Annotated in this window: 13 protein-coding genes; 6 read left to right on the top strand and 7 right to left on the bottom strand. The window is 65.0% G+C overall.

What is annotated here, in order from left to right:
- Positions 1-4 precede the first annotated feature (4 nt).
- From kdpB to AB7535_RS28475, 4 genes are read left to right on the top strand one after another with little or no spacing between them, the layout of a single operon-like run.
- The gene (kdpB, locus tag AB7535_RS28490; RefSeq protein WP_231143291.1) at positions 5-2,119 is read left to right on the top strand and encodes a potassium-transporting ATPase subunit KdpB; all 2,115 of its coding nucleotides are present in this window, start codon (positions 5-7) and stop codon (positions 2,117-2,119) included.
- Between the two features lie 57 nt (positions 2,120-2,176).
- Positions 2,177-2,782: a K(+)-transporting ATPase subunit C gene (locus tag AB7535_RS28485; protein WP_231143290.1), complete on the top strand. Its 606-nt coding sequence runs from the start codon at positions 2,177-2,179 to the stop codon at positions 2,780-2,782.
- 40 nt (positions 2,783-2,822) lie between these two features.
- A complete protein-coding gene (locus AB7535_RS28480; protein ID WP_085405238.1) occupies positions 2,823-5,546 on the top strand; it encodes a sensor histidine kinase in 2,724 nt (907 codons plus the stop codon).
- Positions 5,543-6,232 carry a response regulator gene (locus tag AB7535_RS28475; RefSeq protein WP_028147071.1) on the top strand — a complete coding sequence of 230 codons (690 nt, stop codon included), beginning with the start codon at positions 5,543-5,545 and terminating at the stop codon, positions 6,230-6,232. The genes AB7535_RS28480 and AB7535_RS28475 overlap by 4 nt, the downstream gene beginning before the upstream one ends.
- Positions 6,233-6,456: 224 nt before the next feature.
- On the opposite strand, the gene ku is transcribed toward AB7535_RS28475, so the two are convergent.
- A complete protein-coding gene (gene ku, locus AB7535_RS28470; RefSeq protein WP_231143289.1) occupies positions 6,457-7,341 on the bottom strand; it encodes a non-homologous end joining protein Ku in 885 nt (294 codons plus the stop codon).
- Between the two features lie 117 nt (positions 7,342-7,458).
- On the opposite strand from ku, the gene ligD reads away from it, so the two are divergent.
- Complete coding sequence (gene ligD, locus AB7535_RS28465) at positions 7,459-10,128, top strand: DNA ligase D (protein ID WP_354097177.1); 2,670 nt, start codon at positions 7,459-7,461, stop codon at positions 10,126-10,128.
- Between the two features lie 106 nt (positions 10,129-10,234).
- Here ligD and AB7535_RS28460 read toward each other — a convergent pair whose 3' ends face one another.
- On the bottom strand, positions 10,235-10,399 hold the full coding sequence (locus AB7535_RS28460) for a DUF3309 family protein (RefSeq protein WP_007595743.1): 165 nt from the start codon (positions 10,397-10,399) through the stop codon (positions 10,235-10,237).
- 182 nt (positions 10,400-10,581) lie between these two features.
- On the opposite strand from AB7535_RS28460, the gene AB7535_RS28455 reads away from it, so the two are divergent.
- On the top strand, positions 10,582-10,899 hold the full coding sequence (locus AB7535_RS28455) for a polyhydroxyalkanoic acid system family protein (protein WP_085405235.1): 318 nt from the start codon (positions 10,582-10,584) through the stop codon (positions 10,897-10,899).
- A gap of 3 nt (positions 10,900-10,902) precedes the next feature.
- Here the strand turns inward: AB7535_RS28455 and treY are convergent, their stop codons facing one another.
- From treY to treS, 5 genes are read right to left on the bottom strand one after another with little or no spacing between them, the layout of a single operon-like run.
- Positions 10,903-13,689 carry a malto-oligosyltrehalose synthase gene (gene treY, locus AB7535_RS28450; protein ID WP_231143286.1) on the bottom strand — a complete coding sequence of 929 codons (2,787 nt, stop codon included), beginning with the start codon at positions 13,687-13,689 and terminating at the stop codon, positions 10,903-10,905.
- A gap of 1 nt (position 13,690) precedes the next feature.
- Positions 13,691-15,445, bottom strand: a complete 1,755-nt coding sequence (gene treZ / locus AB7535_RS28445) for a malto-oligosyltrehalose trehalohydrolase (RefSeq protein WP_231143285.1) — start codon at positions 15,443-15,445, stop codon at positions 13,691-13,693.
- The gene (gene glgX / locus AB7535_RS28440; RefSeq protein WP_231143283.1) at positions 15,442-17,520 is read right to left on the bottom strand and encodes a glycogen debranching protein GlgX; all 2,079 of its coding nucleotides are present in this window, start codon (positions 17,518-17,520) and stop codon (positions 15,442-15,444) included. Before glgX ends, treZ begins: the two co-directional genes overlap by 4 nt.
- Positions 17,521-17,523: 3 nt before the next feature.
- Complete coding sequence (glgB, locus tag AB7535_RS28435) at positions 17,524-19,671, bottom strand: 1,4-alpha-glucan branching protein GlgB (protein ID WP_231143282.1); 2,148 nt, start codon at positions 19,669-19,671, stop codon at positions 17,524-17,526.
- The gene (treS, locus tag AB7535_RS28430) at positions 19,664-22,954 is read right to left on the bottom strand and encodes a maltose alpha-D-glucosyltransferase (protein WP_231143281.1); all 3,291 of its coding nucleotides are present in this window, start codon (positions 22,952-22,954) and stop codon (positions 19,664-19,666) included. The genes glgB and treS overlap by 8 nt, the downstream gene beginning before the upstream one ends.
- Positions 22,955-22,957: the final 3 nt, after the last annotated feature.

Genomic DNA, 22,957 nt, shown 5'->3' with positions numbered 1-22,957 from the left:
CTCCATGGATACGATGAAACTGCAAAAACGTGCCCCGATGTCGGCAATGCTCGATCCCAAGATCGTTCTGCCTGCGATCAGCGCGTCCTTCACCAAGCTCGACCCGCGGCTGATGATCAAGAACCCCGTGATGTTCGTGGTCGAGATCGTGGCCGCGCTCACCACGGTGATCTTTCTGCGCGACCTCGTCACCGGCGGCGAGAATCTCGGCTTCACCTTCCAGATCATCCTCTGGCTCTGGTTCACGGTGCTGTTCGCCAATTTCGCCGAAGCGGTGGCCGAAGGCCGCGGCAAGGCACAGGCGGAATCTCTGCGCAAGACCCGCACCGAGAGCCAGGCCAAGCTCCTGAGCGGCGCGGGCCAGGCCTTCACGCTGGTGCCGGGCACCAGCCTGAAGGTCGGCGATATCGTGCTGGTCGAGGCCGGTGACGTCATCCCCTCCGACGGCGAGGTGATCGAGGGCGTGGCCTCCGTCAACGAGGCCGCCATCACCGGCGAGTCCGCGCCCGTGATCCGCGAGTCCGGCGGCGACCGGTCGGCAGTGACCGGCGGCACGCAGGTGCAGTCCGACTGGATCCGCGTCCGCATCACGGCCGCGCAAGGCTCGACCTTCATCGACCGCATGATCAAGCTGGTCGAGGGCGCCGAGCGGCAGAAGACGCCGAACGAGATCGCGCTCAACATCCTGCTCGCCGGCCTCACCATCATCTTCGTGTTCGCCACCGTCACCATTCCGAGCTATGCGGCTTATGCCGGCGGCTCGATCTCGGTGGTCGTGCTGGTCGCACTGTTCGTGACGCTGATCCCGACCACGATCGGCGCGCTGCTGTCGGCGATCGGTATCGCCGGCATGGACCGCCTGGTCCGCTTCAACGTGCTGGCGATGTCCGGCCGCGCGGTCGAGGCTGCCGGTGACGTCGACACGCTGCTGCTCGACAAGACCGGTACGATCACGCTCGGCAACCGTCAGGCGACCGCCTTCCGCCCGGTGCGCGGCGTCACCGAGCAGGAGCTCGCCGATGCGGCGCAGCTCGCCTCGCTCGCCGACGAGACGCCGGAAGGCCGCTCCATCGTCGTGCTGGCGAAGGAGAAGTATTCCATTCGCAGCCGGGACATGGCCGAGCTTGGCGCCACCTTCATTCCGTTCACGGCACAAACCCGCATGAGCGGTGTCGATGCCGGCGGCTCGTCGGTGCGCAAGGGCGCGGTCGATGCCATGCTCAACTATGTCGGCGGCGGTGCGCCGCTGGCCGTTGCCTCGGGCAACACCGCGCGCGCCATCCAGCCTGCGGTGCTTTCCGACGTCGGTCGAGAAGTCCAGACCATTGCCGATGAGATCTCGAAAGCGGGCGGAACGCCGCTTGCGGTCGCCAAGGACGGCAAGCTGCTCGGCGTCATCCAGCTCAAGGACATCGTCAAGGGCGGCATCCGCGAGCGCTTCGCAGAACTGCGCCGCATGGGCATCCGCACCATCATGATCACCGGCGACAACCCGATGACGGCCGCTGCGATCGCGGCGGAGGCGGGCGTCGATGACTTCCTCGCGCAGGCAACGCCCGAGGACAAGCTGAAGCTGATCCGCGACGAGCAGGCCAAGGGCAAGCTGGTCGCCATGTGCGGCGACGGCACCAACGACGCGCCCGCGCTCGCCCAGGCCGACGTCGGCGTCGCCATGAACACCGGCACCCAGGCCGCCCGCGAGGCCGGCAACATGGTCGACCTCGATTCCAACCCGACCAAGCTGATCGAGGTGGTCGAGATCGGCAAGCAGCTGCTGATGACGCGCGGCGCGCTGACCACGTTCTCGATCGCCAACGACGTCGCAAAGTATTTTGCGATCATCCCGGCGATGTTCCTGGCGTTCTACCCGCAGCTCAACGTGCTCAACGTCATGAACCTGTCGAGCCCGCAGAGCGCCATCCTGTCAGCGATCATCTTCAACGCGCTGGTCATCATCGCGCTGATCCCGCTGGCGCTGAAGGGCGTGGCCTATCGCGCGGTCGGTGCCGGCGCATTGCTGAGGCGCAACCTCCTGATCTACGGCCTCGGCGGCATCGTGATTCCCTTCATCGGCATCAAGGCGATCGACCTCGTCGTCACCGCCTTGCATCTGGCTTGATCGTCGCCGCGGGGCGCACCGCGCCCCGCGCAGTGACGAAAGATTTGGAGACCTAACATGCTCAGAGAAATTCGCCCCGCCATCGTCCTGCTGCTGGTGCTCACCGCCATCACCGGCCTGGCCTATCCGCTCGCAATGACCGCTGTTGCCGGTGCGATCTTCCCCTCACAGGCGCAGGGCAGCCTGATCGAGCGGGACGGCAAGGTGATCGGCTCCGCCCTGATCGGGCAGGAGTTCAAGGAGGACAAATATTTCCACGGCCGCCTCTCGGCGACTTTGGCGCCGGACCCGAATGATTCGACCAAGACGGTGTCGGCGCCCTACAACGCGGCCAACTCGGGCGGCTCCAACCTTGGCCCGACCAGCAAGGCGCTGGCCGACCGGCTCAAGGAGGATGTGGACAAGTTGAAGGCTGAAAATCCGAACGCCGCCGTGCCGGTCGACCTGGTCACCACCTCGGCCAGCGGCCTCGACCCGGACATCTCGCCGGAAGCGGCTGAATTTCAGGTGCCGCGGGTGGCGAAGGCGCGGAATCTGCCGGACGCTCAGGTCAAGCAGCTCGTGGCCTCCAACACCCAGGGCCGTTTGCTCGGCCTGATTGGCGAACCGCGGGTTAACGTTCTGGCACTGAACCTCGCGCTCGATCGCGCCACCGCGAAGTAGCGGTCTAGGCTGGGGGCGGGCGGATGATTATATTGGCCTGATGGTCCGAGAGCGCCGCGATCCCGAACAACGTCCGTCCCCTGAGGCGCTCCTTGAAGCCGCGCGTCGGGAGGAGAGCGCGAGCGGCAAGCTGAAGATCTTCGTCGGCGCCGCCCCCGGCGTCGGCAAGACCTACGAGATGCTGCAAAGCGCCCATGCCAGGCGCAAGGCGGGCATCGACGTGGTGGTCGGCTTTGTCGAGACCCATGGCCGCGCCGAGACCGAGGCGCTGGTGCGCGGGCTCGAGGTGGTGCCGCGCAAGAGGTTCGATTACCGCGGCCAGAGCGTCGAGGAGATGGACCTCGATGCCGTGATCGAGCGCCGCCCTCGGATCGCGCTGGTTGACGAGCTCGCTCATACCAATGCCGCCGGCAGCCGCCATCCCAAGCGCTATCTCGACGTCGAGGAGCTGCTGTCCCACGGCATCGACGTCTACACCGCCGTCAACATCCAGCATATCGAGAGCCTGAACGACGTCGTCGCCCAGATCACCCATGTGCGGGTGCGCGAGACCGTGCCGGACTCGGTCTTCGACCGCGCCGATGCGATCGAGCTGATCGACCTCACGCCCGACGATTTGATCCAGCGGCTGCGGGAGGGCAAGGTCTATGTGCCCAAGCAGGCCGAGCGGGCGCTGGAGCACTATTTCTCGCCGGGCAATCTGACCGCGCTGCGTGAGCTGGCGCTGCGGCGTACGGCCGAGCGGGTCGACGAGCAGCTTCTCAATCACATGCAGGCGAATGCCATCGCCGGCCCCTGGGCCGCGGGCGAGCGCATCCTCGTCTGCATCAGCGAGGATCCGCGCGCGGCGGGGCTCGTGCGCTACACCAAGCGGCTGGCCGACCGGCTGCATGCGCAATTCACCGCAATCTCGATCGAGACCCGGCGGTCGCTCCAGCTTTCGGACGAGGAGCGCGACCGTCTCGCCGATACGCTGCGGCTTGCCGAATCGCTCGGCGGTGAAGCGCTGACCATTCCCGCTGTCGGCCGCCGCATCGCCGACGACGTCATCAACTTCGCGCAAGGCAACAACGTCACCCAGATCGTGATCGGGAAATCGACGCGCTCGCGGTGGTTCGAACTGACGCGCGGCTCCGTCGTGCATGATCTCGTGCGCAGTTCCGGCAATATCAGCGTTCACGTCATTCCCGGCGATGAGCTCGCGGCCGAGCCGGCGCCGAAGACGGCGGTCCAGACGGCGGCACGGGCAGAGGCGTTTGATGCTCGTCCCTATTTGAAGGCGCTCGGGATCACCGCGCTCGGCCTTGCCGCAGCGGTGGCCATCAAGCCGTATTTCGGCATCGAAAACGTCGACCTGATGTTCCTGACCGCGGTTGTCGCCGTGGCTGTTCGCTATGGGTTGTGGCCGTCGCTCCTTGCGAGCGTCGCGGCGTCGCTGGCGTACAACTTCTTCTTCCTGCCGCCGGTCTACACTTTCACGATTACCGACCCGACCAATGTCGCGGCGTTCTTCTTTTTCATGTTGATCGCGTTCGTGGTATCGAATGTCGCCGGGCGGGTGCGCACGCAGGCGGACACCGCGCTCGGCCGCATCCGCACGACCGAGCAGCTCTATGCGTTCAGCCGCAAGCTCACGGGCACCGGCACGCTCGACGACGTGCTCTGGGCAACTGCCTATCAAACCGCGCTGATGCTGAAGGTTCGCGTGGTCCTGCTGCTGCCGGAGGAGGGGCTGCTCACGGTGAAGTCCGGCTATCCGCCCGAGGACCAGATCGACCAGGCCGATCTCGCCGCAGCCAATTGGGCCTGGAGCAATGATCGTCCCGCCGGCCGCGGCTCGGATACGCTTCCCGGCGCCAAGCGGCTGTTCCTGCCGATGCGCACCGGGCGTGGTCCGATCGGCGTCATCGGTATCGACAATGATCGCACCGGTCCGCTGCTGACCCCCGACCAGCGCCGGCTGCTCGATGCACTCGTCGACCAGGGCGCACTGGCAATCGAGCGCGTGCTGCTGGTCGAGGACGTGGATCGCGTCAAGCGCACCGTCGAATCCGAGCGGTTGCGCTCTGCGCTGCTGACCTCGATCTCGCACGATCTCAAGACGCCGCTCGCCTCCGTGCTCGGCGCGGCCTCGACCATGCGCGATCTCGCCGGTGCCTTGTCCGACACCGAGAAGCGCGATCTGCTCGCCACCGTGATCGACGAGTCCGAGCGCCTCAACCGCTTCATCGCCAATCTGCTCGACATGACAAAGCTCGAATCCGGCGCCATCGTGCCCAACGCGGCACTGCACGATCTCGGCGAGATCGTCGGCAGCGCGCTGCGGCGTGCGAGCAAGATATTGACGGCGCACAAGGTGGAACTGGTGCTGGCGGCCGATCTGCCGATGCTTCAGCTCGATGCCGTGCTGTTCGAACAAGTGCTGTTCAATCTGCTCGACAATGCCGCGAAATATTCGCTGCCCGATACAACGATCTCGATCCGCAGCCGGCGCGAGGGAAATCATGTCGTGTTAGAGATCGCCGACCAGGGTGGCGGCATTCCGCCTGACGAGCTCGAGAGCGTGTTCGACAAGTTCTATCGCGTGCAGAAGGGCGACCATGTCCGTCCCGGCACCGGGCTGGGGCTCGCCATCTCCCGCGGCTTCGTCGAGGCGATGCAGGGCACGATCTCGGCCGCCAACCGCGGCGACCGCAGCGGCGCGATCCTCACCATCCGGCTGCCCGTTCCGGCTCGGACCCACGCATTGGATACAGCCGCATGAGCGCCGCCCCGATCAAGGTTCTGGTCATCGACGACGAGCCGCCAATCCGAAAATTGCTGCGGATGGGACTCTCGACGCAAGGCTACGAGATCCTGGAAGCGTCGAACGGAAAGACCGCGCTCGAGAAGCTCGCGGAAGAACCCGCTCTGATCATTCTCGATCTCGGCCTGCCCGACATCCAGGGCCACGAATTGCTGCGCACCATCCGCGGCCGCAACGAGGGCGTGCCGATCGTGGTGCTGTCGAGCCGCGGCGACGAGGCCGGCAAGGTGCAGGCGCTCGATCTCGGCGCCGACGATTATCTGACAAAGCCGTTCGGCATGGACGAGCTGTTGGCGCGCCTGCGCGCGGCGCTGCGGCACCAGCTCCAGGTCAAGGGCGAGCGTCCGGTGTTCCGCACCGGCGATCTCTCCGTCGATCTCGTGCGTCGCATCGTCAAGGTCGGCGAGCGCGAGATAAAGCTGTCACCGAAGGAGTACGATCTCTTGCGCGTGCTGGTGCAGCACGCCGGCAAGGTGCTGACCCATCGTTTCTTGCTCAAGGAGCTCTGGGACGAGCTTACCGACGCGCAATATCTGCGCGTCTATGTCCGCCAGCTCCGCCAGAAGATCGAAGCCGATCCCGAACGCCCGCAATATGTGCTGACGGAGACGGGGATCGGGTACCGGCTGAAGGCGGGGGATTAGCTTTCGACGTCAAACGGCCCGTCATGGCCGGGCTTGACCCGGCCATCCATGCCTTGACGTGCGGCACGAAGAACGTGGATACCCGGGACAAGCCCGGGCATGACGGCAGAGGTTGTGGCGCGAGCCTGCATCCACATCGTCATTGCGAGCGCAGCGAAGCAATCCAGAGTCCTTCCGCGGAAAGATCCTGGATTGCTTCGCTGCGCTCGCAATGACGGAGGCAATCAGCCCGCCTTCCTGTGCCGGGCCGTCGACCGCTGGGTCTTCCTCGTCGCTCTTTGCTTTCCCGTCGCGCGGCGTGCGCTGGGTTTGGCCGCCGTCTTCTTCCCGCCGCGTCCCTTCAGGCTCTGCTTCAGCGCGTCCATCAGGCTGACGACGTTGCTCGGGCGCTCCTCGCGCTCCGGCAGCTCGATTGTCTTGCCGCTGGCCTTGCGCTTCACCAGCGCCTTCAGCGCGGTCTCGTACTCATCCTTGAACTTGCTCGGGTCGAAATGTGCGGCCTTGGTCTGCAGGATGTGGCCGGCGAGCTCGACCATGTCCTTGGTGATCTTGGGGCTCTTGATGCCGTCGAAGAACTGGTCCTCGTCGCGCAGCTCATAGGGGAAGCGCAACGTGGTACCGAGCAGGCCCTTGCCGAGCGGTTCGATCGCGATGATGTGCTCGCGGTTGGTGAGCACGATCTTGGCGAGCGCCACGCGGTCCTGGTCCTTCATGGCGTCGCGGATCACGGCGAAGGCATCGACCGCAGCCTTGCCGTCGGGCGCGATATAATAGGGATGATTGAGATAGCGCTGGTCGATCTCCTCGCTCGGCACGAAACTCTCGATGTCGATGGTGTGGTTGCTTTCGATCTGGACCGCCTCGAGCTCCTCCGGCTCGATCTCTACATATTTGCCCTTGCGCAGTTCGTAGCCGCGTCCCTTCTGGCCGCTCTCGACCACGTCACCGGTCTCGGAGTCCACCATCTGCTGCTTGAGCCGGTTTCCGGTCTCGCGGTTGATCATGTGAAACCGCGTCTTCTCGGCCGCGGTGGTCGCCGGATAAAGCGCGACCGGGCAACTGACCAGCGAGAGCTTTAACGTTCCCTTCCAATAGGCGCGCGGGGCCATTCCGTTCTCCAGCGTTTCAAGGCATTTTGGAACCCCAACAGCCCCATCGGGTTTTGGTTCCGGGTGGGACTTCCGCCGTGATAGGCTTCAACGCCGAAAGAGAATGCGGGACCGGTCGTGCTGCGAAAACTCTCCACCTACCGACAGAAACGCGATTTCGAGAAGACACCGGAGCCGTCGGGCAAGACCGCGGTGGCGCCATCGGCGCAGCGGCGCTTCGTGATCCAGAAGCACGATGCGACGCGACTGCACTATGATCTGCGGCTCGAGTTCGACGGCGTGTTCAAGTCGTGGGCGGTGACCAAGGGACCCTCGCTCGATCCGCATGACAAGCGGCTCGCGGTCGAAGTCGAGGACCATCCGCTCGACTATGGCGATTTCGAAGGCACGATTCCGGAAGGGCAGTATGGCGGCGGCACGGTCATGCTCTGGGACCGCGGCACCTGGGAGTCCGAGGATCCCGAGCGCGGCTTCCAGAAGGGTGACCTCAAGTTCACGCTCCACGGCGACAAGCTGCATGGAAGCTGGGTGCTGGTGCGGATGAGGCATGACCGCATCGGCGGCAAGCGCACCAACTGGCTCCTGATCAAGCATCGCGACGAATATGCCAGCGAGAGCGACGACATTCTCGGCGAGGACAAGTCGGTGGCCTCCGGCCGCGCGATGGCGCAGATCGCTGATGGCAAGGGTCGCGCGCCAAAGCCGTTCATGCTGGCGAAGGGTGCCAAGGCCAAGGCCGATGCGGTCTGGCAGTCCAATCGTGCCGAGGAGCCGAAAGGGCGCACCGTCAGGCCGGCGCCCGGCGCGGCGTTGAAGCGCGGGAAGGAGGCGGCAAAGAAGAAAGCCACGATCGCGACAAACGCGAAAAAAGTCTCGGAGATGCCGGACTTCGTCGCGCCGCAGCTCTGTACCCCGGTCGAGCGGCCGCCGGCGGCCGATGGCTGGTGCCACGAGATCAAGTTCGACGGCTATCGCGTCCAGCTCCGCGTCGAGGACGGCGAGGCGACGCTGAAGACGCGCAAGGGCCTCGACTGGACCGACAAGTTCGCAGCCATCGCGAAGGAGGCGGGCGAGCTTCCCGACGCCATGATTGACGGCGAGATCGTCGCGCTGGATCACAACGGCGCGCCGAATTTCTCCTCGCTCCAGGCCGCGCTGTCGGACGGCAAGACCGAGGACCTGATCTTCTTTGCCTTCGATCTCCTGTTCGCCGAGGGGCTCGATTGCCGGCGCCTGCCACTCGGCGAGCGCAAGGACCGCCTCAGGCAAGTTCTGGACGCAGGCAAGAAGAAATCGAGCCAAATCCGCTATGTCGAGCATTTCGAGAGCAGCGGCGATGCCGTGCTGCAATCGGCCTGCAAGCTCGAGCTCGAAGGTGTGGTGTCGAAGAAGCTCGATGCGCCTTACCGGTCGGGACGAACGGAAAGCTGGACCAAGGCCAAATGCCGCGCCGGCCATGAGGTCGTGATCGGCGGCTGGAAGACCACCAACGGCAAATTCCGCTCGCTGATGGCCGGCGTGCACCGCGGCGATCATCTTGCCTTCGTCGGCATGGTCGGCACCGGCTTCGGCGCGGACACGGTCAAGCGCATCATGCCGTCCTTGAAAGCCATGGAGGCCAGGCAAAGCCCCTTCGGCGGCAAGAACGCGCCGAAAAAGACGCGCGACGTGCACTGGCTGAAGCCGGAGCTCGTCGCCGAGATCGAGTTCGCCGGGTTCACCGCCGACGGCAATATCCGCCAGGCCGCCTTCAAGGGCCTGCGGCAGGACAAGCCGGCTGAGGAGGTCGAGGCGGAAACACCCGCTGATACCGAACTCGCAAAGCCCTCGGCCAGGAAGCGGGCCGTGCCGAAGGCAGGCAAGCGGAAGGATGCCGGCACGGCCGAGGTGATGGGTGTCGTCATCTCAAAGCCCGACAAGGAGCTGTGGCCGGATGGCGGCGACGGCGCGGGCGTGACGAAGCTCGATCTCGCGCGCTATTTCGAGGCCGTCGGCGCCTGGATGATCGAGCACATCAAGGGCCGGCCCTGTTCGATCCTGCGCGCGCCTGATGGCATCGGCGGCGAAAAATTCTTCCAGCGCCATGCCATGCAGGGCACGTCGAACCTGCTGGAGCTCGCAAAGGTCTCGGGCGATCGCAAGCCGTACCTGCAGATCGATCGCGTCGAGGGGCTCGCCGCGGTCGCGCAGATCGGCGGCGTCGAGCTGCATCCCTGGAATTGTGCCCCGGACGCCTACGATACGCCGGGCCGGCTGGTGTTCGATCTCGATCCCGCGCCGGACGTCAAATTCGCCGATGTCGTGGACGCCGCCAAGGAGATGCGGCAGCGCCTCACCGACGTCGGCATGGAGAGCTTTTGCAAGACCACCGGCGGCAAGGGCCTGCACGTGGTGGTGCCGCTGCTCCACGGCGCGCGCGACAAGGTGAGCTGGAAGGAGGCCAAGGCGTTCGCGCAAGGCGTTTGCCAGTGGATGGCCGACGACGATCCCGAGCGCTATCTGCTCAACATGTCGAAGAAGCTGCGCAATGGAAAGATCTTCCTGGATTATTTGCGCAACGATCGCCTGTCGACGGCGGTGGCGCCGCTGTCGCCCCGTGCGCGCGATGGCGCGACCGTGTCGATGCCTGTGACATGGGCGCAGGTGAAGGGCGATCTCGATCCGAAGCGGTACACGGTGCGGACGGTACCGGGTCTGCTGGCGCGCTCGAAAGTCTGGGATGGCTATGACGGGGCGGCTTCGTCAATAAAGACCGCGATGAAGAAGCTCGCGGAGAAGAAGAAGTAGGGTGGGCAAAGCGAAGCGTGCCCACCATCTTTCTTATTGCGGCGAAGAGGTGGGCACGGCGCGTTGCGCCTTTGCCCACCCTACGAGGCCGCTACAGCTCCTTGCGCTAGATCCGTCCGAGCAACAGCAGGATCAGCAGGATGACGATGACGAGCCCGAGGCCGCCGCCGCCATAATAGCCGGTGCCGTAGAACGGGCCGCCGCCGATACCGCTGAAGCCGCCGAGCAGCGCGATGACCAAAATGATCAGAATGATCGTACCGATAGACATGCTAGTCTCCTCCAGCCCTTTGTTGAAAGGGTCGTTTGCACCTGTCCCGTGGTGCGAGGGCAACTTGCCGCAGGTTCTATAGTTCCCACGATGAAACACGGCGAACGGGGCCAACTTGCATGGAACCTTTGCTAGTCCAGGCGGCATGACTATGTGAGGATCAGTCACCACAGGGCAGCGCCATGTCAGCACCGCTTGTCGTCTCCATTCCGCATCGTCTCGGCCGCGAGGAAGCCGTGCGCCGGCTCAAGACCGGGCTCGGCCGCGCCGCCGCCAGCATTCCCGTGATGCAGGTCGAGGAAGAGCGCTGGAACGGCGACAGCATGAATTTTCGCATCCGCGCGCTCGGGCAGATCGCGAGCGGTCAGGTCGATGTCGCAGACGACCACGTCAAGGTTGAGGTTGTGTTGCCGTGGCTGTTGCAGCGCTTCGCCGAGATGGCGCAGGCGACCATCCGCAAGCGCGGGCAGCTGCTGCTGACCAAGGACGGGGGCAAGTAGCCGTCAGCTACGAGCGCGCTGTTGCCTGGGTCTCGCCGTGCTGGCGGCACGTGCTTCGATGACCGCAGCGGGAATATCCCGGAAGGCTTGCGCGAGCGGCAATTGATTGCCGGCAAGGTCCGGCCCGGTGTAGCCGGTGATGTCGATCGTCGCGTCAACGCCCTCGAACGCGGGCCATTGTCGGCCCTCTTGCGTGAACGGCGCAAACTGGCGCCCGACCACGACGATCGCAGCCGTGCGGCCGTGTCGGCGGACAAAGGCAATGACGTGGTCTGCGTGCGCGCCCCGGACCTGCAGCGGCTGATATTCGCCCTGCGCGAACACATCGGCGAGTTCGTTGCGCAGTTTGAGCAGGTGCCGCGTCCAGGCCAGCTTGAGCTGGCCGTTCGGCCAGGTCTTGGTCAGCCCGCGCCAGTCCGGCGCTTCCAGTGACGTCAGCGCCGTCTGCCGCGCGGCAAAGTCCACCGGGCGGCGGTTGTCGGGATCGACCAGCGACAGGTCCCAGTATTCGGTGCCCTGGTAGAAGTCCGGCACGCCGGGCAGCGTCGCCTTGAGCGTGAGCTGGCTCAGCGAATTCAAGGCGCCGAGCAGCGCGACGCGGCGTGCCAGGATTTGCAGCGCGTCCGGGAACTCGCTGGATTGTACTGGATCGAGGATCTTCCCGATGAAGCTCGCGACGCCGTTCTCATAGGCCTCGTGCGGGTTGAGCCAGCTGGTCTCCTCCTTGCCCTCGCGCGCGGCCTTGAGCGCATAGGCCTGGATGCGCTCGACGAAGCCAGCATCGGCCGTCTCCCCAAGCGGCCAGGCGCCGAGCAGGGTCTGGTAGAGCATGTATTCGAACGTCGCCGACGGGGCGCGCAGATTGCCGTCGAGCGCGAGATGCGGCGCGTTCAGGACTTTCCAGCGCGCCACCGCACTGGTCCATTCGCCGGGAATTTCGCTGAGCGCCGCGATCCGCGCGCGCGCGTCCTCGCCGCGCTTGGTGTCGTGGGTCGCGGTCGCCGTCATCCCTTGCGGCCATTCGTTGGCACGCGCGCGCATGGCCTCATGGAAGGCAGGTACCGTGAGGCCGTTGCTCGCGGGGTCGCCGCCGACCTCGTTCAAGGCGAGCAGCCGGTGGGATTGATAGAACGCGGTGTCCTCCAGCGACTTCGCCATCATCGGTCCCGTGAACTGCTGCACCTTCAGCGCGAAGCGGCGCACCCGCGGGGCGCTGTGCGGGGGACGGCCGGGTTTGAGCAGGTCCATGGTCAGCGCGTCGCGCAGGAAGTCGAAGATGCCTTCATCCGCAGCGAACCATTCCGCGCGGGCCCGTTCGATGGTGTCGTCGATCAGCTTGCGGTCGAGCGCGGTCGGGCCGCTATGCGTCAAATAGGTGCGATAGACCGGGAAGTGCAGCACGTACAATTCGAGCGCCTGCCGCAGGCTGTCGGCGGAGAAGTCGCGGGTCGAGTAATGTCCGTTGGCGATCCGCGCGAGCAGGCGAGTCAGCACGGTGAATTCGCTGGTCAGCAGCGTCTCCAGCACGCGCCGCTTGGCGTCCTTGACGTAAGGCGCCAGCTGTGGCGCGCGGTTGCTGATCTGCCGCCAGGTCTCGTTCAGCGCCTGCAGCCCTTTCGCGTCGACCAGAACCTGAGTGATGACATTCATCCACTCATAGCCCGTGGTGCCCTGAACGCCGGCAAAACGCGGCAGGCGCTCGTGCTCGCACAGGATCTTTTCGATCACGGTATAGAACGGTTTGGTGTTGCCTTGCGCGTCGCGCACCAGCCGGCGCAGCCGCTGGCAATATTGTGCGGGATCGCGCAGGCCGTCGATGTGATCGAGGCGGATGCCTTGCAGCTTGCCGTCGGCAATGAGCTGCTTCACCAGCCGGTGCGTGGCGGCGAACGTGCTCGCGTCCTCGACCCGCAGGCCCGCAAGCCCGTTGACGTCGAAGAAGCGGCGATAGTTGATGTCGCTGGAGGCGAGCCGCCAGTGCCCGAGCTTGTAGTGCTGGCGCTCCAGCAGATGATGCAGCGCCAGCGTCTGCGCCGGACGATCCTTGGCGGAACGATAGGTGGCGAGACCGCGTTCGATGATGTCAGCGCTGCCTGCGATCTCCTTGAGCTCCGCCTTGAAGCCGGGCGCTTCCCTGCGGTTGGGGCGACGCAGCCCGGTGTAGCGGGCCGCGAGCGCGAGCAGGCGCTTGCCGGCCTCGGTCTCGGCGGCGTCGGCTTCCTTCACGATCACGCGCAGCATTTCGCCATAGCGTTCCGGCGCGATCGGCAGGCGATGCTCGAAATACCAGGCGGAAAAACTGCCTTCATCGGCATCGTAGCGCAGCTCGATGTCGCCGCGCTCCAGCGCCTCACCGTAGGGCGAGCCGAGGATCGGCAGCAGCACGCCGCCGCGGGCACGATAGGCCAGTTGATCCCAGTCGATGTCGAAGGAAACCGCATGCGGCGAGGCCTGGCCCCATTCCAGCACGTCCAGCCACCAGGGATTGTCGGCAAAGTGCACGCCGACATGGTTTGGTACGAAGTCGATGATAAGGCCGAGGTCGTGCTGCGTGAGGGCGTCGCTCAGCCGGGCAAAGCCGGCCTCGCCGCCGAGCTCGGGATTGAACTGACTGTGGTCGACGGTGTCGTAGCCGTGGGTCGAGCCCTTGCGCGCCTTCATCACCGGCGAGGCGTAGAGATGCGTGATCCCGAGTGCCTTGAGGTAAGGCACGACCGCGGCGGCCTTGTCGAAGTCGAAATCCGCGGTGAGCTGAAGCCGATAGGTCGCCAGAGGAATGGCAGGAGGCATGCTAACCTCCGAGATGCCAGATCACCGACCAGGGTGGGAGCCGATCGCCGCTGACAGAGCCCCAGATCGGCGTGTCTGTCGCGTCGCTGGGACGTGCGATGTCCTTGTCCGAGAGATTGGTGGTCAGGAGCAGCCTCGCGCCGTCGCCCATGCGCCAATGCGCGGTGAGCAGGCCGCTATCGGCCGTCTCGGCATCGCCGAACCTCGCACCCTTCAGCCGCGGTGCGATCTCCTTGTGACGGAGCGCGAGCAGCTCCCGCACCAGCGCCAGCCGCGCATCCTGCTCCGGCGTGTGGCCGGTCCAATCCAGCACGGCCGATTGCAGCGTTTTGGGATCGAGTGGATCGGGGACCTCGTCGCCGTATTTCTCGTAGGCCCAGGCATATTCCTGCTTGCGCCCCTTGCGCACGGCATCGGCAAGGCCACCCTGGAAATCGCAGAAGAACGGGAAGGGCACCGTGGAGCCCCATTCCTCGCCCTGAAACAGCATCGGCACCATCGGCGCGAGCAGGGTGACCGCGAGCGCGGCTTCGATCTGCCGCGGCGATGCCAGGCTCTCGAGCCGATCACCGAACGGGCGATTGCCGATCTGGTCGTGGTTTTGCAGGAAGTTGACGAAGGTCGCCGGCGGCAGCTCGCCGCTCGCCTCGCCGCGCGGCTTCTTGCCCCAGAACTCCGAGATCTCGCCCTGGTAGACGAAGCCCGAGGTGAGCGCGCGCGCAAGATCCATGCTTGGCGTCTGGTAGTCGGCGTAATAGCCCGCGAGCTCGCCGGTCAGCATCACGTGCCAGACGTGGTGATAGTCGTCGTTCCACTGCGCGCGATATTTGCCGTTGGGCGGATCTTGCCCGGCATCGAGCAGGCTGGCGCGATTGTCGCCGTTCTCCAGCACGAGATGGATGTGCCGTCCCGTGGCCTTGGCGAGCTCGCCGGCGGCGACACTGAGGTCCTGCAACATCGACTGCTCGCCCGGGATCGCCATGACGTGATTGGCGGCATCCAGTCTCAGGCCGTCGAAGCGGTAGTCGGTGAGCCAGGACAGCGCGTTCTCGACCGCGAAGGCCCGGACCTGCGGCACGCGATAATCGATCGCGCTGCCCCAGGGCGTATGCGCATCGGTGAAGAAGGCCGGCGCATAGCGGCCGAGATAATTCCCCTCGGGGCCGAAATGATTGTAGACGACGTCGAGGAACACCATCAGTCCGCGCAGATGCGCCTCGTCGATCAGTGTCTTCAGGTCCTCGGGCCGGCCATAGGCGCTGTCGGGCGCGTACCAGAGCACGCCGTCATAGCCCCAGCCGCGGCGGCCGGCGAAATCGGCCAGCGGCATCAATTCCAGCGCGGTGATTCCGGTCGCAACGAGATGATCGAGCTTGTCGATCATGGCGCGGTAGGTGCCCTCAGGCGTGAAGGTGCCGACATGGGTCTCGATCAGTACCGTCTCTTCCCAGGGACGTCCGCGCCAATCGCGCGCGCGCCACGCGAAGGCATCATGATCGACGACTTCGCTCGGTCCAAAAACGTCGTCCGGCTGGAACGCGGATGCGGGATCGGGTACGTCGATCTCGTCGTCGATCCTGAACTGGTAGGGACTGCCGACGGGCAGGCCGGCAATCTCGGCGACATACCAGCCATCCTGCCGGCGCTGCATCGCGTGCCTTCTGTCGAGCAGGAGATCGACTCGGCGAGCGCCGGGCGCCCACAGCCGGAACGACACGCCGTCCTTGGTCGGCCTCGCCCCGAACGATGGTCTCATAGCGCCCCCGCGAAGGCGAGCACGGAGCGCGGCGGCGCCTTGCTGTCGCTTCCGGGCTGCAAATCAACACTGTTCGGTCTGGCATCGGTGGTGTTCAGGATCTGCTGCCAGCTTTTGTACTCGGCCATTTTGGGCAATTTGAATGCGATCTCTTCGGGGGCGGCGTTCAGTACGATAAAGATCGCGGCGCTCCCCGGTTCCATCGGCCCCATCACATAGGAGAGGAACCGCCCTTCCGGGAATTTCCAGTCGTTCTCCGTCATCTCGTCGCCGGCGGGCGTCAGCCACAGCGCGCCGTAGGAAACGCCGTCCTTGGGCCGGCCGTCGAGCCAGCGATGGCTGCGAAGCTGCGCGAACCGGCGGCGGATCTCCGCGAGCCCGGCGACGAAATCGACCATGTCGTCGCCGTCCTTGCCGAGATTGTCCCAGCCGACCCAGCCGACCTCGTTGTCCTGGCAATAGGCGTTGTTGTTGCCGGACTGCGAATTGCCGACCTCGTCGCCTGCCAGGATCAGCGGAACGCCCTGCGCCAGCATCAGGCAGGCCAGCACGTTCTTGCGAAGCTGCCGCCGCAGCCCGAGAATCTCGGGATCGTCGGTCGGACCCTCGACACCGCAATTGTTGCTGTGGTTGTCGCTGGAGCCGTCGCGATTGTCCTCGCCATTGGCCTCGTTGTGCTTCTCGTTGTAGCTGAAGAGGTCGGCGAGCGTGAAGCCGTCATGCACCGTGATGTGGTTGATGCCGGCGCGCGGTCGCCGTCCGTCATGGTTGAACAGGTCGGATGAGGCTGTCATGCGGCTGGAGATGTCGCCAATCAGGCTGCCTTCGCCGCTCCAGTAGCGGCGCATGGCGCTGCGATACCGATCGTTCCACTCCGACCATTGGGAAGGGAATGCGCCGACCTGGTAGCCGCCGAGCCCGAGATCCCAGGGTTCGGCGACGAGCTTCACCGCCGCCAGCACCGGGTCCTGCCGGATCGCCGTCAGGAACGAGCTGCCGCGATCATAGCCGTTCGGTCCGCGCGCGAGCGTGGTGGCGAGGTCGAAGCGGAAGCCGTCGACATGGCAGACCTCGACCCAGTAGCGCAGCGAATCCATCACCATCTGGAGCACGCGCGGATGGGTGAGGTTCACCGACGAGCCGCAGCCGGTGAAGTCGTCGTAATAGCGCGGGTTCTCGCGGTTCAGCCAGTAATAGGAGGCATTGTCGATGCCGCGGTAGCACAGGGTCGGACCGAGGTGATTGCCTTCGGCCGTGTGGTTGTAGACGACGTCGAGCATCACCTCGATGCCGGCATCGTGCAGGCGCGCGACCGTGGTGCGGAAGGAATCGAGCGCATTGTCCTGGGCGTAGCGCGGTTCGGGCGCAAAGAAGGACAGCGTGTTGTAGCCCCAGTAGTTGACGAGCTTCTTCTCGACCAGAATGCGGTCGTCGATGAAGCTGTGGATCGGAAGCAGCTCGACGGTGGTGACGCCGAGCGTTTTCAAATGCTCGATCATCGCCGGCGACGACAGGCCGCCATAGGTGCCGCGCAAATTCGGCGGCACGTCGTCGCGCTTCTGCGTCAGACCCTTGACGTGGGCCTCGTAGATGATGGTGTCTTCCCAGGGGATGTTGGGCCGGATCTCGCGACGGCCCCAGTTGAAGGTCTCGTCGACGACGACCGCCTTGGGCATGCCGCGCGCGTTGTCGCGCCGGTCGAAGGAGAGGTCCTCGCGCGGCGAACCGGTGCGATAGGCGAAATGGGCATCGCTCCAGACCAGCCGCCCGGCGAGCCGTTTGGCGTAGGGGTCGAGCAGCAGCTTGTTGGCGTTGAAGCGGTGGCCGTGCTCGGGCTCGTAGGGGCCGTGCACGCGATAGCCGTAGAGCTGGCCCGGCGAGATGTCATTGAGATAGCCGTGCCAGACGTCCTCGGTCCGCTCGGGCAGCTCGACACGCTCGAGTTCGCGCCTTCCTTGCGTGTCGAACAGGCACAGCTCGACCTTCTGCGCATTGGCGGAGAACAACGCGAAATTGGTGCCGCGTCCGTCCCAGCTTGCGCCAAGGCGTGCGGGCGATCCAGCAGTCAGGCGCATCGGTCAGCTTTCCGGAACGAGAAAGATCGCGGCGAGCGGCGGAATGGTGAGGCGAAGCTCGGGCACCTTGCCGCCAGCGGCATGAACCTCGCCGATGTTTCCGACATTGGTGCCGCCGTAATGGGCGGAGTCCGAATTGAACACCTCTTTCCACTTGCCGGCGAAGGGCACGGGGACGCGATAGTTGCGATAGACGTTGGGCGAGAAGTTGATGATCACGAGACACCGTGCGTGCTCGTCGAATCCCTTGCGCAGCCAGGCGAACACGTTGCGGTTGGCGTCATCCGTGATCAGCCATTCGAATCCGCCCTGTTCGCAATCCATCTGGTGCAGCGCCGGCACCGCGCGATAGAGCCGGTTGAGGTCGCGGATCAGCGCCTGGATGCCGGAATGGTACTTGTATTCGAGCAGGTGCCAGTCGAGCGACTGGTCGTGATTCCATTCGCGGCTTTGCGCGATCTCCGCGCCCATGAACAGTAGCTTCTTGCCGGGGTGGCCGAACATGAAGCTGTAATAGGCGCGCAAATTCGCAAAGCGCTGCCATTCGTCGCCGGGCATGCGGCCAAGGATCGAACGTTTGCCGTGCACGACCTCGTCATGCGACAGCGGCAGGATGAAGTTCTCCGAGAAGGCGTAGTGCAGGCCGAACAGGATATCGCCGTGATGATGCTTGCGGTGGATCGGATCCTTGCTGATGTAGTTCAGCGTGTCGTGCATCCAGCCCATGTTCCACTTGTAGCCGAAGCCGAGCCCGCCGAATTCGACCGGGCGCGAGACCTGCGGCCACGCGGTGGATTCCTCGGCCGCCGTGGTCACCTGCGGGAAGCGCGCGTACAATTCGGTGTTGAAGCGGCGCAGGAACGCGATCGCTTCGATGTTCTCGCGGCCGCCATACTGGTTCGGAATCCAGGCGCCCGGCGGGCGGCTGTAGTCGAGATAGAGCATGGAGGCGACCGCATCGACGCGCAGGCCGTCGATCGCGTAACGCTCGAGCCAGAACAGCGCATTCGACACCAGGAAGTTCGTCACTTCGGTGCGGCCGTAATTGTAGATCAGCGTGCCCCAGTCGAGGTGGCGGCCCTGGAGCGGATTGGCATGCTCGTAGAGCGAGGTGCCGTCAAAGCTGCCGAGCCCGTGCGGATCGTCGGGGAAATGGCCGGGCACCCAGTCGAGCAGCACGCCGACGCCCTCGCGATGGCAGGCGTCGACCAGCGCGGCAAAATCCTCAGGCCCGCCGAAGCGGCTGGTCGGCGCATAGAGGCCGGTCGGCTGATAGCCCCAGGAGCCGTCGAATGGATGCTCGCTGACGGGCAGGAATTCGAGATGGGTAAAGCCCATGTCGCGGGCATAGGCCGGCAGCTGCTCGGCCAGCTCGCGATAGGTGAGCCATTCGCCGCCGTTCTTGCGCCGCCAGGAGCCGAGATGGACCTCGTAGATCGACATCGGCGCCGAGAGCGCGTTGATGCCATCCGGCGCCGGGCGCGGGCGTGCGAGATGTGCCTCGTCGAACACGATGGAAGCCGTCTTCGGCCGCACCTCGCTCGCAAAGGCCATGGGATCGGACTTCAGCGGCACCTGATGGCCGTGCGGCCCGATGATATCGAACTTGTAGTGGTCGCCGGCCTTGGCGTGCGGGATGAACAGCTCCCAATAACCGGCACCGCGGACCCGCATCGGATGGCGCCGCGCGTCCCAGAAATTGAAATCGCCGACCACGGATACGCGCCGCGCATTCGGCGCCAGCACGACGAAGCCGATGCCGTCGATGCCTTCGAGCCGCATCGGATGCGCGCCGAGCTTGTCGTAGAGGCGCTGATGGGTGCCTTCGCCGAGCAGATAGAGATCGAAATCGGTCAGGATCGGCGGGAAGCGATAGGCGTCCTCGAACTCGACGATGTTGTCGCCGAACCTGGCGCGGAGCTGATAGCGCTTCGAGCCGTTCGGCAGGGCGCCGATGAACAAGCCCGAATCGTGGACGCGATCGAGCTTCGCCACCTCGCCATGTTCACCCACCGCTTCGACATTGGTGGCCTCGGGGAGGAACGCGCGCACCACGCTCTTGCCGCCCTCGGGATGCATCCCGAGATAATGGAAGGGGTCGGAGTGGCGGCCCTCGATGATCGCGTAGGCCTCGGCTGGCAGTTTAGGCATGGGCTTCGCTCTCATTGGACAGAATGCGAAGCAGTCCGGTCAGCGGCGCACGGAGCTCCTCAGGCCGGTGGGACAGCTCGTACTCTACTTCGTCGAAGGCTTGATCAAGCAGGAAAAACCTTAACAGGCCGTCCGCGGATTGCCGATCTTCCGGCCACAGCCGGCGATCGGTCATGGCTTCGCGGTAAGCGTTAAGGAATGTCGCGGCGGCGCGTTCGCGCCATTCGCCGAGTGCGGCCGCGAGCCGGTCCTGCTCGTCGGATGCGCCCGTCAGCGCGCGGCTGAGTGCTGTGTTAACCGAAAGCTCAATCGAACGGATCAGGCCGGCGACGTCGCGTGCGGCCGGTGCCTTGCGCCGCTTGTCGGCCAGCGGCAGACGCGGATCGCCGTCGAAGTCGATGATGAAGATATCGTCCTTCACGATCAGGATTTGCCCGAGGCGGAAGTCGCCATGATGACGGATGTTCAACCCGCCGATGTCGGATGGCAAGAGTGCATAGAGGTGGTCGGGCAGGGTCGTGCGCACCGCGACGAGCTGGTCGATCAGAGGCCGGTCGGCCTCGCGCAGGCCGTCGCGGCTGTCGGCCAGCCGTTCGAAGATCCGCTCGGCCCGTGCTTTGAGCCCGGATGCCCAGCGCTCGACCTGTGCGGGGCCGATCGGCTCCGGCGCGAGATCATCGGGCCTTGCGGCGGCGAGAGCCACATGCAGCTCGGCGAGCCGCCGGCCGATCTGCGCCATGAAGTGCAGGTAAGGCGCCTGCTCCTGGGTCTCTCGAGGCGCTTCGCTCATCGGCGCCAACCGCTGCTCGTCGATATAGCGGTCGAGATAACCCGTAGTGACGGCCCAGCCGTCGCCCTGGTTTTCGACATAGGCGTGCAGCACGCCGACCGCGCTGCTTCGATCGCCTTCGACCAGCTCGACGCTGCCGAGCAGCGCCGGCGTATTGGCAAAGTGCGCGACGTCGGTGAGGTAGGAGCCAATCTCGATCTCGGGATTGATGCCGCCTTCGAGCTGGCGATAGATCTTGGCGACGTACTGGTTGTCGACCAGCGCCGTGCTGTTCGACTGCTCGATGGCGCGGATGCGTTCGGGCTCCTTGATGATGTAATCGGCGAATCGGCTGGTCGCCTTGAACTCCAGACGCAGATTGTTCTCTTCCACCACCAGGTTCTGCGACAGATTGCGCAGGAACAGGCCGATGAAGATCTGCTCGGTCGCAACGTCGAGCAAGGTACCTTCGCGCGCGCCCTGACGCACGGCGGCGAGCGCCTTCGGGTTGAAGCGTTCGCGGTCGAAGCGCACCCATTCGATCTGCATCGGCAGCACGTAGCGCGCCGTGGCATCCTGTTGCGGGGTTTCGAAGACCGCGATCCAGGGCCTGTTGTCGCCGATGTCGCAGAACGGCACCGCCGAGGTCAGCGTCGGCTTGATCTGCTTGGGATCTTGCTCGGGATACCAGCGCGTGCGCGACAAGAAGCCTGGCAGCACCTCATGCTCGAACACGCCGCGCTCGCGCGCCAGCGACACCCAGGTCGAATTGACCGGCACCACCAGCGTCTCGAACTCAGGCACCGCGCGCGGCGTCACCGGCTCGGACTTGTTGCGCTCGGTGAGCTGGAACCAGTAGAAGCCGTAAGGCCCCAGCGTGATCATGTAGGGCACCTCGCCGATCGGCGGAAAACGCGTGCGTCCGAGCATCTCCTGCGGAATGCGGTCCTTCCACGGCGACAGGTCGAGCTCGGTCGCCTGGGCTGCGCGCGAGAGGTTGGCGACGCACAGGATCACCTCGTCGTTGTACTGCCGGACATAGGCCAGCACGGCGCGGTTGGCCGGGCGGATGAAGGTCATGGTGCCGCGGCCGAAGGCGAGGGTCGATTTGCGCACCGAGATCAGGCGCTTGGTAGCGCTGAGCAGCGAGGACAGGCTGCGCGACTGCGCCTCCACGTTCACCGACTCGTAGCCGTAGACGGGGTCCATGATCAGTGGCGCGTAGAGACGGGCGGGATCGCAGCGGGAAAAGCCGCCATTGCGGTCCGGGCTCCACTGCATCGGCGTGCGCACGCCGTTGCGGTCGCCGAGATAGATGTTGTCGCCCATGCCGATCTCGTCGCCGTAATAGATGATCGGCGTGCCGGGAAAGGACAGCAGCAGCGAGTTCATCAGCTCGATCTTGCGGCGGTCATTGTCCATCAGCGGCGCCAGCCGCCGGCGGATGCCGACATTGATGCGCGCGCGAGGATCGTTGGCGTAGGTGGTCCAGAGATAGTCGCGCTCGACGTCGGTGACCATCTCCAGCGTCAGCTCGTCATGGTTGCGCAGGAACAGCGCCCATTGGCAGCTTGCGGGAATGTCCGGCGTCTGGCGCAAGATGTCGGTGATCGGAAAGCGGTCTTCCTGCGCGATCGCCATGTAGATGCGTGGCATCAGCGGGAAGTGGTAGGCCATGTGGCACTCGTCGCCGCGGCCGAAATATTCCTGCACGTCCTCCGGCCATTGATTGGCCTCGGCCAGCAGCAGCTTGCCCTTGGAGTAGGAGTCCAGTTCCTGGCGCAGGCGCTTGATGATCGCATGCGTCTCCGGAAGGTTCTCGTTGTTGGTGCCGTCGCGTTCGCAGAGATAGGGGATGGCGTCGAGGCGGAATCCGTCGACGCCGGCATCCAGCCAGCGCTTCATCACCTGGATCAGGGCGCTGACCACGCGCGGATTGTCGAAATTGAGGTCCGGCTGGTGCGAGAAGAAGCGGTGCCAGTAGAACGCCCCGGCCTCGTGGTCCCAGGTCCAGTTCGACTTCTCGGTGTCGGTGAAGATGATCCGCGTGCCCTGGTATTTCTGGTCGGTGTCGCTCCAGACATACCAGTTGCGGGCGCTCGAGCCCGGATGGCTGCGGCGCGCGCGCTTGAACCATTTGTGCTGGTCGGAGGTGTGATTGACGACGAGCTCGGTGATGACGCGCAGGCCGCGCTTCTGCGCTTCCTGGATGAAGCGCTTGAAGTCCTTCATCGTCCCGAAATCGGGATTGACCGAACCGTAGTCGGCGATGTCGTAGCCGTCGTCGCGTCCTGGCGATGGATAGAACGGCAACAGCCACAGCGCGGTGACGCCGAGCTCCTGGAGATAGGGCAGCTTCTCGGTCAGTCCGGCGAAATCGCCGATGCCGTCATGGTTGCTGTCGGCAAACGCCTTGACGTGGAGCTGGTAGATGATGGCGTCCTTGTACCAGAGTTCATCCACGATCTCGGCTGCCTCGGCTTTTTGGGTGTCGACGGAAGACAAAACATTCATGGC

Source organism: Bradyrhizobium sp. 956_D2_N1_4, from assembly GCF_052076025.1.
GTDB lineage: Bacteria > Pseudomonadota > Alphaproteobacteria > Rhizobiales > Xanthobacteraceae > Bradyrhizobium > Bradyrhizobium barranii.
This window is presented reverse-complemented; position numbering and strand designations above follow the sequence as displayed.

Coding starts and splice junctions, on each gene's coding strand:
- AB7535_RS28485 (WP_231143290.1), top strand. CDS start 2,177: ATGCTCAGAGAAATTCGCCCCGCCATCGTCCTGCTGCTGGTGCTCACC.
- treZ (WP_231143285.1), bottom strand. CDS start 15,445: ATGAGACCATCGTTCGGGGCGAGGCCGACCAAGGACGGCGTGTCGTTC.
- glgB (WP_231143282.1), bottom strand. CDS start 19,671: ATGCCTAAACTGCCAGCCGAGGCCTACGCGATCATCGAGGGCCGCCAC.
- ku (WP_231143289.1), bottom strand. CDS start 7,341: ATGGCCCCGCGCGCCTATTGGAAGGGAACGTTAAAGCTCTCGCTGGTC.
- kdpB (WP_231143291.1), top strand. CDS start 5: ATGGATACGATGAAACTGCAAAAACGTGCCCCGATGTCGGCAATGCTC.
- treY (WP_231143286.1), bottom strand. CDS start 13,689: ATGCCTCCTGCCATTCCTCTGGCGACCTATCGGCTTCAGCTCACCGCG.
- AB7535_RS28455 (WP_085405235.1), top strand. CDS start 10,582: ATGTCAGCACCGCTTGTCGTCTCCATTCCGCATCGTCTCGGCCGCGAG.
- treS (WP_231143281.1), bottom strand. CDS start 22,954: ATGAATGTTTTGTCTTCCGTCGACACCCAAAAAGCCGAGGCAGCCGAG.
- AB7535_RS28480 (WP_085405238.1), top strand. CDS start 2,823: ATGGTCCGAGAGCGCCGCGATCCCGAACAACGTCCGTCCCCTGAGGCG.
- glgX (WP_231143283.1), bottom strand. CDS start 17,520: ATGCGCCTGACTGCTGGATCGCCCGCACGCCTTGGCGCAAGCTGGGAC.
- AB7535_RS28460 (WP_007595743.1), bottom strand. CDS start 10,399: ATGTCTATCGGTACGATCATTCTGATCATTTTGGTCATCGCGCTGCTC.
- AB7535_RS28475 (WP_028147071.1), top strand. CDS start 5,543: ATGAGCGCCGCCCCGATCAAGGTTCTGGTCATCGACGACGAGCCGCCA.